10 protein-coding genes are annotated in these 13,794 nt (G+C 69.2%); all 10 read right to left on the bottom strand.

What is annotated here, in order from left to right; genetic code table 11:
* Positions 1 to 101: 101 nt before the first annotated feature.
* Positions 102 to 857 (bottom strand): histidine utilization repressor, encoded by a 756-nt coding sequence (hutC, locus tag U4Z64_RS28945; RefSeq protein WP_321821758.1) that lies wholly within the window; start codon positions 855 to 857, stop codon positions 102 to 104.
* Between the two features lie 60 nt (positions 858 to 917).
* Positions 918 to 2,411 carry an HAL/PAL/TAL family ammonia-lyase gene (locus U4Z64_RS28940; RefSeq protein WP_044845494.1) on the bottom strand — a complete coding sequence of 498 codons (1,494 nt, stop codon included), beginning with the start codon at positions 2,409 to 2,411 and terminating at the stop codon, positions 918 to 920.
* A gap of 7 nt (positions 2,412 to 2,418) precedes the next feature.
* Entirely contained in the window at positions 2,419 to 3,210 is a 792-nt protein-coding gene (locus U4Z64_RS28935) for an ABC transporter ATP-binding protein (RefSeq protein ID WP_044845493.1), read from the bottom strand.
* Positions 3,211 to 3,237: 27 nt separating this feature from the next.
* On the bottom strand, positions 3,238 to 3,984 hold the full coding sequence (locus tag U4Z64_RS28930) for an ABC transporter permease (RefSeq protein ID WP_044845492.1): 747 nt from the start codon (positions 3,982 to 3,984) through the stop codon (positions 3,238 to 3,240).
* A 12-nt stretch (positions 3,985 to 3,996) separates the two neighbouring features.
* Complete coding sequence (locus tag U4Z64_RS28925; protein WP_044845491.1) at positions 3,997 to 4,719, bottom strand: ABC transporter permease; 723 nt, start codon at positions 4,717 to 4,719, stop codon at positions 3,997 to 3,999.
* Positions 4,720 to 4,813: 94 nt separating this feature from the next.
* The gene (locus U4Z64_RS28920; protein WP_044845555.1) at positions 4,814 to 5,674 is read right to left on the bottom strand and encodes a transporter substrate-binding domain-containing protein; all 861 of its coding nucleotides are present in this window, start codon (positions 5,672 to 5,674) and stop codon (positions 4,814 to 4,816) included.
* Between the two features lie 498 nt (positions 5,675 to 6,172).
* Complete coding sequence (locus tag U4Z64_RS28915) at positions 6,173 to 7,084, bottom strand: ABC transporter ATP-binding protein (RefSeq protein WP_044848696.1); 912 nt, start codon at positions 7,082 to 7,084, stop codon at positions 6,173 to 6,175.
* A gap of 45 nt (positions 7,085 to 7,129) precedes the next feature.
* Positions 7,130 to 8,104 (bottom strand): ABC transporter permease, encoded by a 975-nt coding sequence (locus U4Z64_RS28910; protein ID WP_321821757.1) that lies wholly within the window; start codon positions 8,102 to 8,104, stop codon positions 7,130 to 7,132.
* Between the two features lie 65 nt (positions 8,105 to 8,169).
* Positions 8,170 to 10,200, bottom strand: a complete 2,031-nt coding sequence (gene atzF, locus U4Z64_RS28905) for an allophanate hydrolase (protein WP_321821756.1) — start codon at positions 10,198 to 10,200, stop codon at positions 8,170 to 8,172.
* A complete protein-coding gene (gene uca / locus U4Z64_RS28900; protein WP_321821755.1) occupies positions 10,197 to 13,787 on the bottom strand; it encodes an urea carboxylase in 3,591 nt (1,196 codons plus the stop codon). Before uca ends, atzF begins: the two co-directional genes overlap by 4 nt.
* Between the last annotated feature and the right edge of the window lie 7 nt (positions 13,788 to 13,794).

Genomic DNA, 13,794 nt, shown 5'->3' with positions numbered 1-13,794 from the left:
GATTGTCACGCGCCGGGTCGAGTCAGCGGCCGCATCATTCGCCGACGCGCAGGACATCCATGCCGATTGCCTCGGCTCGATCCGCGCCGCTCGCCGCGTCCCTACATCTTCCCCGCCAGGTGAAACCGCGACGCCGGATGCCACAGCCTGACCGACGTCGCGACGTGCTCGCCGACCCAGGTGCGGCGCTTCAACACCAGGCACGGCTCGCCGATTTCCATCACGAGATGCCGGCGCACCTGCGCATTGGGTTTCTCCGCATAGATCCGGAACTCGGCGCGCTGGATCGGCGCGAGCCGCACCATGTAGTGGTTCGGCGTCTCGATCGTGAAATCCTGCTCCAGGTAGTCGGGAAACAACGCCGGATTGACGTAGCGATCCTCGAACTGGATCGGCTCGTCTTCCTCGAAATGCACGATGCGCGAATGAAACACCGGCCCCGAGCGCAGCCCGAGCGCATCGATCGCGTCCGGGTCGACGCTGCGCTCGATCAGCACGACGCGCGCGCTGTGCCGATGACCGCGTTCCGCAATCTCGTCCGCGATGTTGCGGATCTCCAGGACCGTCGATTCGTAATGCCGGCGCTCGACGAACGTGCCGGCGCCCTGGATGCGGGTCAGCACGCGTTCGTTCGTCAGTTCGCGCAGCGCGCGCGACACCGTCATCCGGGCCACGCCGAATTCCTTGACCAGCTCGGCCTCGGTCGGGATCGCGCCGCCGGGTTTCCAGTCGCCCTTCGCGATCCGCTCGACGACGTAGCGCTTGATCTGTTGATAGGCCGGCAGTGTGCGCGCCGGCACGGCCTCGCCCGATGCCCTCGCCGGCCGTGCGGAAAGTTGTCGCTCCGTCTCGTTCATGCACCCTCGACCGAATGAATAATGGATGATCCGCCCGTCGTCGCCGGTCGTCGCCGGTCGTCACTGCAACGGCGGCGGCGCCCCCGCGACGATGCCGGCCGCGATCGCGATGTCGTCCGCGAGCGGCCGGTCGTCGCGATACGCCGGAACGCGTTCGCGCACGTGCCGCCACAGCGCGTCGGTCGACGCGGCCCGCCCGGTTTCGTTCGCTTGCAAGTCGTATGCCTGCGCGGCGGCGAGCAGCTCGATCGCGAGCACGCGCGTCGCGTTCTCGATGATGTCGAGCGCCTTCAGCGCGGCCGGCGTCGCATGACACAGGTGATCTTCCTGCAGCCCCGACGTAATGCCGCCGTCGAGGCTCGCCGGCGCCGCGAGCCGCTGATTCTGCGCGACCAGCGCGACCGCCGTGTATTGCGCGATCATGAAGCCCGAACACGTGCCGCCCGGCGCCGCGAGAAACGCCGGCAGGCCGCTCACGAGCGGATTGACGAGACGGTCCAGCCGCCGCTCGGCGATGGCCGCCACCTGCGCCATCGCGGCCGCGAGGCTGTCCATCGCCAGCGCGATGCCCGCGCCGACCGCATGCGCCTGCGAATGAACGGCCGGCGCATCGCGCGTACCGGCGACGATCGGATTGTCGGTGACGGACGCGAGTTCGCGATCGACGACGTCCGCCGTGACCGCGAACACGTCGCGCGCCGCGCCGTGCACGTGCGGAATCGTGCGCAGGCTCAGCGGATCCTGCGTATGCCGCCCGCTCGCCGCGGCGAGCATCGGGCTGTCGGCCAGCATCGTCCGCAAGCGCGCGCCGACGTGCCCGATGCCGGGCGAGATCCGCAACGCGAGCGAGGCCGGGTCGAACGCGGCGAGTTGCCCGCCGAGATTCTCGAAGCTCGCCGCCGCGATCCAGTCGGCCCAATCGAGCAGCCGTTCCGCGCGGGCCAGCGCGAGCGCGGCGAGCCCCGTGACGCACGGCGTGCCGTTGACCAGGCTCAACCCTTCCTTCGCACCGAGCACGAGCGGTTCGCGGCCGATGCGGCGCAGCGCCTCGGCGCCGCCGATGCGTTCGCCGCGGTGGCGCGCATGGCCGTGCCCGATGCAGACGAGCGCGACGTGCGCCATGTGGGTCAGATAGCCGACCGAGCCGTGCGCCGGCACCTCCGGCAGGCAATCGTGCTCGAGCAGCGCGACGAGCTGGTCGACGACGTCGGCATGGACGCCCGAATGCCCGTGCGCGAAATTGTTGATCGCGGCCGCGATGATCGCGCGCGTTTCGGCCGCGCCGAGCGGCATGCCGACGCCGACCGCGTGACTCATCAGGATGTTGCGCGACAGCGTGCTCTGCTGTGCCGGCGACACGATCACGTCGCACAGCGCGCCCACGCCGGTATTGACGCCGTAAGCGCGAATCCCGCGCGCGACGATCTCGTCGACGAGTTCGCGCGCGGCAACGACACGCGCGCGTGCCTCGTCGGCCAGCGCCAGCGGCTCGCCGGCCGCCACCGCCGCAACCTGTCGCCAGTCGAGCGGCCGGGCCGCACGGAATACGGTCATGGCAGCCTCAGTTGGTGGTGCGGTCGTGGTGGCTCGACACGAATTGCCGGAAGCGCTCGGAGCACTGGCCGCCGAACAGGTCGTCGGGCGTGCCGTCCGAGTCGACTTCGCCCTGATGCAGGAACAGCACACGATTCGACACGTGCCGCGCGAAGCCCATTTCATGCGTGACGACCAGCATCGTGCGCCCCTCTTCCGCCAGCGAGCGCATCACGCGCAGCACTTCGCCGACCAGCTCCGGATCGAGCGCGGACGTCGGTTCGTCGAACAGCATCACTTTCGGATGCATCGCGAGCGCGCGGGCGATCGCGACGCGCTGCTGCTGGCCGCCCGACAGGTGCGCCGGATAGTAGCCGCGCTTGTCGGCGAGACCGACGCGCGCCAGCAGCGCCTCGGCCTCCTCGACCGCTTCGGCGCGGCTGCGCTTTTGCACGCGCAGCGGCCCCTCGACGAGGTTGTCGAGCACCGTCATGTGGGACCACAGGTTGAAGTTCTGAAAGACCATGCCGAGCTGGGAGCGGATCCGGTCGACCTGGCGCCGGTCGCTCGGATGCAGCTTGCCGTCGCGCGCGCGCTTCATCGCGAGCGTTTCCCCGGCGAGCGCGACGGAGCCGTCGTCGGGTGTCTCGAGCAGGTTCAGGCAGCGCAGGAACGTGCTCTTGCCCGAGCCGCTCGCGCCGAGGATCGAGATGACGTCGCCCTCATGCGCGTCGAGCGAAATGCCCTTCAGCACATGATGGTCGCCGAACGACTTGTGGATGTTCTTGACCGACAGCGCAACGGGAGCAGCGGTGTTCATCGGATTCTCCTGGAAGGAATGGCGCGCTCAGGATGCGACGCGCTGGGCATTGCGGTTCGCCGCGGCGGGCGCACCGGATGGCTTCGGCGCACGCAGGTGCCCCGAGAGCCGCCATTCGAGCGCGCCGAGCAGGCGCACGACGATGAAGTTCAGGCCCAGATAGATCACGGCGGCGCAGACGAACACCTCGGTCGTCCGATAGGTTTGCTGGATGATCTGCTGCGCGACGCCCGTCACTTCCCATACCGTGACGAGGCTGGCCAGCGCGGTCGACTTGACGAGCAGCACCGCTTCGGTCGAATACGCGGGCAGGCACTGGCGTAACGCGATCGGGCCGATCACGCGCCGCAGCAGCGCGAAGCCCGACAGGCCGATCGAATAACCGGCCTCGATCTGCCCGACCGGCACGGCCATCAGCCCGCCGCGCAGGATCTCGGCCGTGTAGCCCGCCGTGCACAGCGCGAGCGACAGCACCGCGCAGACGTATGGCTCGCGCAGCAGCGGCCACATGAAGCTTTCGCGGATCACGCCGAACTGGCCGAGCCCGTAATACACGAGGAACATCTGGATCAGCAGCGGCGAGCCGCGAAACACGAGGATGTAGGCACGCGCGAAGCGGTTCGGCAGCCAGCGCGGCGACACGCGCATCGTGACGATCACGAGCGACAGCAGGCCGCCGAGCACGAGCGATGCGAAGAACAGGCCGAGCGTGGTCGGTACGGCCGCGAGCAGCTGGCGCAGCGTATCGAAGAGAAAAGCGAAATCGAGGGACATGCACGTTCTCCGTCAGTTGCGCGCGAAATTGCGTCGGAACGACCGGCCGACGATCGCTTCCGCCCGGTTGAACACGCGGTTCGACACGCCCGTCATCAGCAGATACAACGCCCCGCCCGCGACGAAGAACACGAAGTACTGGTGGGTCGAATTGGCGGCGATCTGGCTCGTGCGCAACAGCTCGGCGAGCCCGGTGACCGAGATCAGTGCCGAGTCCTTGAGGCTCAGCTGCCACACGTTGCCGATCCCGGGCAGCGCGAAGCGCAGCACCTGCGGAACCAGGATGCGCCGCAGCACCATGCTGCGCGGCATGCCGATCGCGCGCGCCGCTTCGAGCTCGCCCTTCGACACCGCGAGCACCGCCGCGCGATACACCTCCGCCTGGTAGGCGCCCGAGATCATGCCGACCGCGAGCGCACCGATCACGAACGGCGGCACGCCGATGAAGCCTTCCGCGCCGAACCACTGGCCGACGGCCGTGACGAGCGTCGAACCGCCGAAGTAGAACAGATAGATGACGAGCAGTTCGGGCACGCCGCGAAATACCGTCGTGTACAGGTCGCCGAGCAGGCGGGCGCTGCGGTAGCGCGACAGCTTCGCCGCCGCGATCGCCGCGCCGATCACCGCGCCGACCGCGAGCGCGGCGAGCGTCAGCGCGACCGTCATCAGTGCGGCGAGCAGCAGCACACCGCCCCAGCCTTCGGTTCCGAAGCCGAGCATTTCGAGAATCGCCATGCGTGCCTCCCGGCAAGCGTTGAGTGAATCGGCAGGATGCCTGCCGCCGCGCGTCGTTCGAGTCGTTCGAGTCGCTCGCGCGGCGGCGGCGTGCTTACGGCGTGACGTCGGTCTTGAACCACTTGTCGGCCAGCTTCTTCACCGTGCCGTCCGCGAGTGCCGCGCCGATCGCCGTATCGAACTTCGTCTTCAGGTCGGCATCCTGCTTGCGGAACGCGAGCCCTTCGCCCGGCCCCCAGATCGGCCCGCCGAGCTTCGGCCCCGCGAGCACGATCGACGCGGTGTCCTTCTTCGTGTTGTTCGCCGCGTAGTACGTGACGTCGTCGAACGACGCATCGATGCGCCCGGCGACGAGGTCGAGGTCGCGTTCGGGCGAAGTCTTGTACACGCGAATCGACGCGATGTCCTTGAAGCTGTCGTTGATGAATTTCGTATAGACGGTGCCCGACTGGATGCCGATCGTCTTGCCCTTCAGCTGCTTGCGCAGCGCGTCGACGGTGGGCTTGTCCGCGTTCGCGTCACCCGTCAGCTTGACCATCGGCGCGCCGGGCGCGGCCTTCGGCAGGATCTTGGTGTCGGTGACGGCGAACGTCGCGGGCGTCGCCGCATACGGACGCGAGAACAGCAGGATCTTTTCGCGCTCCGGCGTGATGGAAATCGCATCCATCAGGATATCGAACTTGCCGGCCTGCAGGCCGGGAATCATCCCGTCCCAGTCCTGCGCGACCATGTTGCACTGCACCTTGATCCGCTCGCACACGTTGGCGAGCAGCTCCGGTTCGAAACCGCCCAGCTTGCCGCCCGGCAGCGTGAGGTTCCACGGTGCGTAGCCGCCTTCGAGCGCGACCGTCACCGTCTTCCATTCCTTCGCCTGCGCCGGCGCCGCGAGCGTTGCCGCGGCGGCCGCGATGACACCGATCGTCCTGATTGCCCACTTGATCCGCTTGCCGTTCACGAGATTTCTCCTTGCGTTGAGGTTCGTCATCCCTTCGGTGCTGCAGCAAGCCGCCTCAGGAATTTGTCTATACAAGCATGCAAGAAGAAAAACAGCGCGACAAGCAGCGATCAAAAAAAACCGGCTAAACGCGGGAAATCCCCTAATTTCGGGGCTCTGACGTGCGTCGTCGTGGGGAATTCAGGCACGCGTTTGGTGCATCTCGTACGATCCAATCGCAAGGATGACTAGACAAATTCCGGATTGGATCAGCGGGCGGCAAATGCGGGGAATCCGGCCCGCGACGGGCGCGGCGCGCTCGGGTGAGCACGCCGGCCTGCCACCGCACGAATTCGTTCCGGCCGTAGCCGTGCAACCCGCTTTTCGAGCGATTGCCGGACGCACGGTCGAGCATGTTCCGGGAAGAAGGCGGCGCCAGGCCGATCGACACGGGACGTGCCGTCGATCACCCCGCCGCGGTCGAGCACGGCGAAATCGGGCGCGCACCCGGCCCCCGCGCTACTCGACATTGTCCGCGACGTCCGTCATCCGGATCATGTGCGGCTTGACGCCTTCGTCGTCCGCGGCCACCGCTTCCTTCGGATGGATCAGCGCTTCGAGCCGCGCCTTCGTTGCAATGAACTCGGGCGTATTGACCTGCGCATAATCGCGCGGCCGTGGCACCGGCACCTCGATCAGCTCCTGCACGCCGCCCGGGTTCGCCTTCAGCACCAGAATCCGGTCCGCCAGGAAGATCGCCTCGTCGAGGTCGTGCGTGATGAACAGGATCGTCACGTCGATATTGCGCCAGATGTCGAGCAGGTGGGTCTGCATCCGCGCACGCGTCTGCGCGTCGAGCGCGCCGAACGGCTCGTCCATCAGCAGGATCCGCGGGCGGTTCGCGAGCGCGCGGGCAATCGCCACGCGCTGCTTCATCCCGCCCGACAACTGGTGCGGATACACGTCGGCGAAACGCGTCAGCCCGACGAGATCGAGCCACTGCAGCGCCTCGCGCTCGGCCTCGCCGCTGCTGCTGCCGTTCATGCGCAGGCCGAACATCACGTTCTTCTTCACGGTGAGCCACGGAAACAGCGTATAGCCCTGGAACACCATCCCGCGGTCGGCGCCCGGCCCCTGCACGGGCTTGCCGTCCAGCAGCACCTCGCCGCTCGTCTGCGCGTCGAGCCCGGCCAGGATGCGGATCAACGTCGACTTGCCGCAGCCGGACGGGCCGATCACGCACACGAACTCGCGCCGGTGCGTGCGGAAGCTGATGTCGTCGAGCGCGACGCACTCGCCCTGCGGCGTCGCGAAACGCTTGCCGACATGGCGCACGTCGAGAATCACGTCGCGGGTTTTCAGCCGCGCGAAGCGCTCGCGCACCGCGTCGGATTGAATCAGGTAATCGGGAACGGTCTGCGGATTCTGCATGATGCCCTCTGCGAAAATCGGTCGATGGATGCGCGTCGACGGGTGTCACGCCTTCAGCGTGCGATCCCACGGAAACAGCTTGCGGCCGAGCAGCCCGAGCACGATGTCGGTGCCGAGGCCGATGATCCCGATCATCAGGATCGCCGCGTATACGTTGTCGAAATGCTGGTAGCGGGCCTGCTGGCTGATGTACCACGTGATGCCCGAACTCGTGCCGACGAGTTCGGCGACGATCAGGTAGGTCCACGCCCAGCCGAGCAGGATCCGCTGGTCGCGATACAGGTCCGGCAGCACGCCCGGAATCACGACGTGCGTGAGCAGCTTCAGCTTCTTCGTGCCGAGCGTCATCGCCGCCTCGAACAACCCGTATTCGAGCTTGCGCGTCGTGTTCGCGACGATCAGCACCTGCTGGAACAGCGTGCCGATCACGATGATCGCGATCTTCGGCGCGTCGTAGATGCCGAGAATCGCGACCATCAGCGCGCCGAACGCCGGCGCCGGCAGGTAGCGGAAGAACTCGAGGAACGGCTCCTGCAGCCGCGCGAGCGCACTGAAGGTGCCGCAGACGATGCCGAGCGGCACGCCGATCGCGGACGAGATCACGAAGCCCCAGAAGATGATCCGGATGCTGTGCCACAGGCTCTCGTGCAGCCACACGCCGTCGCGCGATGCGGGCGGCGTCGTGAATGCCGTGTAGAACGCGCGCAGCACCTGATGCGGCGCGGGCAGGTAGACCGGGTTCGCGCGCACGCCTTCGGGCATGGCCGCGTGCGTCGCACGCGCATGCGCGAGCTCGTCGTCGAACACATCGCGATCGATCTGCATGCCTGCCTGGAAATAGTCGACGCTCCCGGGATTCGTGATGCGCATCTGCGGATGCCAGACGAACGGCACATAGCTGATCAGGCACCAGACGGCGCACGGCAGCAGGAACGACGCGAGGCCGAGCGTCCATTTGCCGCGCGTCGTCAGTTCGCGGCGCACGGCCAGCCAGCCGGTCGTGTTGCGGGTCATTGACATGGGAATCTCCGTATCGTTGCGGGTGCCGGTCGCGCGCCGCCCAAGGGCCACGCGCGACCGGGCGTTCATTGCAATGCGCCGTCGGCGGCCTGGGCGCGGTAGGCCCGCCAGCCGCCGAAGCGCGTGATGTCCTGCGCATCGTCGAGCGCCGCGCTTTCGCACAGGAAACCCTGCATCCGCGAGCCGTCCGCGAGCGTCAGCGTGCCGATGCCGAGCGGCGCCGCAATCCCGGCGACGAAGCCGCCGTACGCGTCGACCGGCATCTCCCAGATCTCGACCGCGATCGGCGCGCCGCCGTCCGGCACGCGCACGAGGCCCGGCTTGGCGACGCCGCCGCTGGCCGCCGCGGACAGCGCGTAGAGGCGATAGGCGGCGGCCGTCGTCGTCGCGGCGACGAAACGCGCGCCCCGATCCGTGAGCTGCCCGTTCAGCGGCTCGCCACGCAGATGCGCGCCGACGACGGCCACGCGCACGACACCGGACGACGCGTTGAACGACACGTTGAACGACGCGTTGGACGACTCGTTGGACGACTCGTTGGACGACACACCGGACGACACGCCGGACGACACATCGGACGACACACCGGACGACGCGCCAGACGATGCGCCAAACGACACATCGGACGACACACCGGACGCAGGCGCCGCCGGCGCTGGCGCCCCGGCATCGCCGACGCCCGCATCGCCGCCCGCGACGGCGCCGTCGACCCACGCCTGCGCGAGATCCAGCAGCCGCGCATCGTCGTGCGCGCGGCCGACGAACGTGATCCCGAACGGCAAGCCCGCATGCCGTCCGCTTTCGCACGTGCCGGCCGGCACCGCGATCGCCGACAGGTCGAGCAGGTTGACGAAATTCGTGTAGTAGCCGAAGCGCGAGTTGACGCCGATCGGGTCGGCTTCGAGCGCGTCGACGGTCGCGGTCGTCGCCGAGGTCGGCATCACGATCGCATCGAGCCCCCCCCACGCGCGATCGGCCTCGACGCGCAGCGTCGCGAGCCGGTCGAATGCCGCGAACGCATCGGCCGCGCTGAAACGCGACGCACCGCCGACGATCTCGCGGATCACCGGATGCAGCGCATCGGGTTCCCGCGCGGCGAATGCGCCGATCGCGGCGAGCCGCTCGGCCACCCACGGGCCTTCGTACAGCAGCCGCGCGGCGGCCAGGAACGGGCCGAAGTCGATCTCGACGACCCGCGCGCCTGTCGCGCGCAGGCGTTCGAGCGCCACGCCCCACGCCGCGCGATACGATTCGTCGCCGAAGAACTCGAGCTGATCGGCACGCGGCACGCCGAAGCGCAACTGCGCGAGCGGCCGCCCCGGATGCGCGCGCAGTCCGCTAGCGCCCGGCAGCGGCTGCCACGCGCGCCCGTACGGATCGCCTTCGGTCACGCCATGCGCGACGTCGAACACGGCCCGCGCATCGGCCGGCGAGTGCGCGAACACCGACACGCAATCGAGCGAGCGGCAGGCCGGCACGACACCGAGCGTGCTCACCACGCCGCGGGTCGGCTTGAGCCCGACGAGGCCGTGGAACGCGGCCGGCACGCGCCCGGAGCCGGCCGTGTCGGTGCCGAGCGAGAACGTCGCGACGCCGAGTGCGACCGCCACCGCCGACCCGGAACTCGACCCGCCCGACGCATAGCGCGGATCGAGCGCATTGCGGCACGCGCCGTAAGGCGAGCGCTGCCCCGAGAGCCCGGTCGCGAACTGGTCGAGATTGGTCTTGCCGACGGGAATCGCGCCGGCCGCGATCAGCCGCTCGACGACGGGCGCGCTGCGTGCGGGCGTGTACGCATAAGCCGGACAGGCCGCCGTCGTCGGGATGCCCGCGAGGTCGATGTTGTCCTTGATCGCGAACGGCACGCCGTACAGCGGCAGCGTCGCGATGTCGCGCCCGGCGAGCGCGTCGGCATACCGCGTCATCTCCGCGCGCGACAGCGGCCGGATCCACGCGTGATGCGGGTCACCCTCGTCCAAATGCGCGGCGATCGCGTCGACGAGCGCATGCGGCGTCAGGTCGCCCGCTTCATAGCGCGCGCGCAGCGCGGCAATCGAGCGCAGCCCGGTCAGGAGGGAGCGTTCCGTCGTGTTCATGCGACCTCCTCGGCAGCACCCGCCTTCATCACCATCAGCCGCTGGCCGGCCACCACCGCCGCGCCCGGCGCGCAATCGATCGTCTCGATCGTGCCGTCTTCCGTTGCCGTCACCGCCACCTCCATCTTCATCGACTCGACGATCGCGACGACCTGTCCTTCGGTCACGCGCTCGCCGGCTTCGACCAGCACCTTCCACACGCTGCCCGACACGTCCGCGGCAATCGCCCGCTGCGTGTCGTCGAGCGCGCCCGCCGCGCGCGCCGCCTGCCCGTCGCCCGGCTCCGCTTCGCCGACGTATTCCGCCTGCCCGGCCGCGCGCCATCGCTCGCGCTCGGCTTCGAACGCGGTTTGCTGCGCGGCCTTGAACGTCGCGATCGACTCGGCCTCGTCGCGCAGGAAGCGGTTGTATGCGCCCAGATCGAACACGGATTCCTCGATCCTCAGCGCCGCACGGCCCGCGATGAAATCCGCACGCAGTGCGGTCAGCTCGGCTTCGCTGACTTCGTAGAAGCGGATCTCGTCGAAGAAGCGCAGCAGCCACGGCTTGCCGGCCTCGAATTCGCGCGTGGTGCGGTGGCGGTTCCACATCTGCACGGTCCGGCCGACAAACTGGTAGCCGCCGGGCCCTTCCATCCCGTACACGCACAGATACGCGCCGCCGATGCCGACCGCGTTCTCCGGCGTCCAGGTGCGCGCGGGGTTGTACTTCGTGGTCACCAGCCGGTGCCGCGGATCGATCGGCGTCGCGACCGGCGCGCCGAGATAGACGTCGCCGAGCCCCATCACCAGATAGCGCGCGTCGAACACGATGCGCTTGACGTCGTCGATGCTCGCCAGCCCGTTGATGCGCCGGATGAACTCGATATTGCTCGGGCACCACGGCGCATCGGGCCGCACCGACTGCATGTAGCGCTCGATCGCGATGCGCGTCGACGGGTCGTCCCAAGACAGCGGCAAATGCACGATGCGGTTCGGCACGCGCATGTCGGCCACGTCGGGCAGTTCGCGCTCGGCTGCCTGCAGATGCGCGAGCAGCGTGGCAAGCGGCAGCGTCCGCGCGTCGAACTGCACCTGCAGCGAACGAATCCCCGGCGTCAGGTCGAGCATGCCGGGCAGCCGGTGCGCGTCGAGCCAGCACATCAGCGCATGCACGCGAAAGCGCAGGTTCAGGTCGAGCACGAGCGGCCCGTATTCGACCAGCACGTTGCGATCGCCGGAGCGCCGGTACACCACGCCGATGCCGCCGCCGGCCGCCGGATCGCGATGCAGCACGCAATCGTCCGGCGCGTCGGCGCAAGCCGCAGGCACGACCGCGGCGGCGGCAGGCGCGGGCGACACGCGGGCGCGCACGAACTGCACGGTGTCGCCCGGGCGCAACTGCCCGAGCTTCCACAACTCGTCGCGCACGACCGTCACCGGGCACACGAAGCCGCCCAGGCTCGGGCCGTCGGGGCCCAGGATCACCGGCATGTCGCCGGTGAAATCGACCGCACCGATCGCATACGCGTTGTCGTGGATGTTCGACGGATGCAGGCCCGCCTCGCCGCCGTCCACCCGCGCCCATTGCGGCTTCGGGCCGATCAGCCGCACGCCGGTGCGGCTGGAGTTGTAATGGACCGTCCACTGCGTGCCGTAGAGCATCGCGATGTCGTCGGGCGTGAAGAAGTCCGGCGCGCCGTGCGGACCGTCGAGCACGCCGAGCGTCCATGCGTGCGTCAGCGCGGGAACCTCGGCCGCGGCCAGCGTCGCGCCCGCGTCGCCGCGCCCCGCGTCCGCGTGCAGATGCAGCACGTCGCCCTTGCGCAGCGCGCGCCCCGCGTGGCCGCCGAACTGGCCGAGCGTGAAGGTCGCCTTGCTGCCGAGATAGTCGGGCACCTGCAGCCCGCCCTTCACGGCCAGGCATGCGCGCACGCCCGCGCCCGTCACGCCGCCGAGCTTGAGCACCGCACCGGGCCGCGCGCGCAGCACTTGCCAGAACGGCGCGTGCTCGCCGTCGAGGGTGGCCGCGAGCGGCGCGCCGCCGAGCACGAACAGCGTCGCCGTGTTGAAGCGCAGCGTCGCGCCGACCATCGTGAATTCCAGCCCGGCCGCGTCGCGCGCGTTGCCGAGCAGCGCGTTCGCGAGGTCGAACGCGCGATCGTCCATCGGCCCGGACGGCGGCACGCCGACGCTCCAGTAGCCGACCCGCCCGGGGGCCTGCTGCACGGTGGTCTGCACGCCGCCGTCGAGCACGTCGATCGTGTGCGGCGCGAACGCGAAGCGCGACAGGAATGCCGTCGTCGGCGCGCCGCGCGCGAACGTGTCCGAGCCGGCGATCGCGCGCAGGTAGTCGAGGTTGGTCTCGATCCCGTACAGCTCGGTACGCGCGAGCGCGGCCTGCAATGCGGCCAGCGCGTCGCGCCGCGTATCGCCGCGCACGATCAGCTTCGCGAGCAGCGGATCGTAATGCGCGCTGATCTCGGTGCCCGCCTCGATCCAGCCGTCGACGCGCACGTCGTCCGGAAACGCGACGTGCGTGAGCAGGCCGGCGCTCGGCAGGAACTGCTTGTGCGGATCCTCCGCATACAGCCGCACCTGGATGCTCGCGCCGCGCGGCGCGACCGCGAGCGTGTCGAGCGGCGGCAGGTCGCCTTCGGCCTGCAGGATCATCCATTCCACGAGATCGACGCCCGTCACCGCTTCGGTCACGCAATGCTCGACCTGCAGGCGCGTATTCACCTCGAGGAAATAGAACTGGCGCGCGTTCGCGTCGAACACGAATTCGACGGTGCCGGCCGATGCGTAGCCGACCGCGCGGGCGAGCCGCACCGCGCTCGCGTGCAGCGCGTCGCGCTCGGCATCGGTCAGGTCCGGCGCGGGCGTTTCCTCGATCACCTTCTGGTTGCGGCGCTGCACCGAGCAATCGCGTTCGCCGAGCGCGATCGCGCCGCCCCGGCCGTCGCCGAAGATCTGCACTTCGATGTGCCGCGCGTGTTCGACGAACTTCTCGAGATAGACGCCCGCATGCGCGAAGTTCGCGTTGCCGAGCCGCACGACGGATTCGAACGCTGCCTCGAGCTGCGCGGCATCGCGGCAGAGCGACATGCCGATCCCGCCGCCGCCGGCGGTGCTTTTCAGCATCACCGGATAGCCGATCGCGCCGGCTTCGGCGAGCGCCGTCGCCACGTCGTCGAGCAGGCCCGTGCCCGGCAACAGCGCGACGCCCTGTGCGGCGGCGAGCGCGCGCGCGGTGTGCTTGAGGCCGAACGCGCGCATGTGATCGCCGCGCGGGCCGATGAAGCGCAGGCCCGCCGCTTCGCACGCATCGGCGAAGCCCGCATGCTCGGACAGGAAGCCGTAGCCGGGATGCACGGCCTGCGCGCCGGTCTCGCGCGCGGCGGCGAGGATCGCCGCGACGTTCAGGTAGCTGTCGGCGGCCGGCGCCGGCCCGACCCGCACGGCTTCGTCGGCGAGCGCCACGTGACGCGCGTCGCGATCGGCGTCCGAATAGATCGCGACCGACGCGATGCCGAGCCGCTTCAGCGTGCGGATCACGCGGCATGCGATTTCGCCGCGGTTCGCGACGAGGACTTTGGCGAATCTCATGCGGCCT

This window comes from Burkholderia sp. BCC1996, from assembly GCF_905339955.1.
In the GTDB taxonomy this organism is placed as follows: Bacteria; Pseudomonadota; Gammaproteobacteria; order Burkholderiales; family Burkholderiaceae; genus Burkholderia.
Note: the sequence above shows the minus strand (reverse complement) of the source record. Positions and strands in the feature narration are given on the sequence as shown.

What these genes read in the sequence shown, in the direction of transcription:
- hutC (WP_321821758.1), bottom strand. Translation starts at nt 857, where the DNA reads ATGAACGAGACGGAGCGACAACTTTCCGCACGGCCGGCGAGGGCATCG.
- U4Z64_RS28940 (WP_044845494.1), bottom strand. Translation starts at nt 2,411, where the DNA reads ATGACCGTATTCCGTGCGGCCCGGCCGCTCGACTGGCGACAGGTTGCG.
- U4Z64_RS28935 (WP_044845493.1), bottom strand. Translation starts at nt 3,210, where the DNA reads ATGAACACCGCTGCTCCCGTTGCGCTGTCGGTCAAGAACATCCACAAG.
- U4Z64_RS28930 (WP_044845492.1), bottom strand. Translation starts at nt 3,984, where the DNA reads ATGTCCCTCGATTTCGCTTTTCTCTTCGATACGCTGCGCCAGCTGCTC.
- U4Z64_RS28925 (WP_044845491.1), bottom strand. Translation starts at nt 4,719, where the DNA reads ATGGCGATTCTCGAAATGCTCGGCTTCGGAACCGAAGGCTGGGGCGGT.
- U4Z64_RS28915 (WP_044848696.1), bottom strand. Translation starts at nt 7,084, where the DNA reads ATGCAGAATCCGCAGACCGTTCCCGATTACCTGATTCAATCCGACGCG.
- U4Z64_RS28910 (WP_321821757.1), bottom strand. Translation starts at nt 8,104, where the DNA reads ATGTCAATGACCCGCAACACGACCGGCTGGCTGGCCGTGCGCCGCGAA.
- atzF (WP_321821756.1), bottom strand. Translation starts at nt 10,200, where the DNA reads ATGAACACGACGGAACGCTCCCTCCTGACCGGGCTGCGCTCGATTGCC.
- uca (WP_321821755.1), bottom strand. Translation starts at nt 13,787, where the DNA reads ATGAGATTCGCCAAAGTCCTCGTCGCGAACCGCGGCGAAATCGCATGC.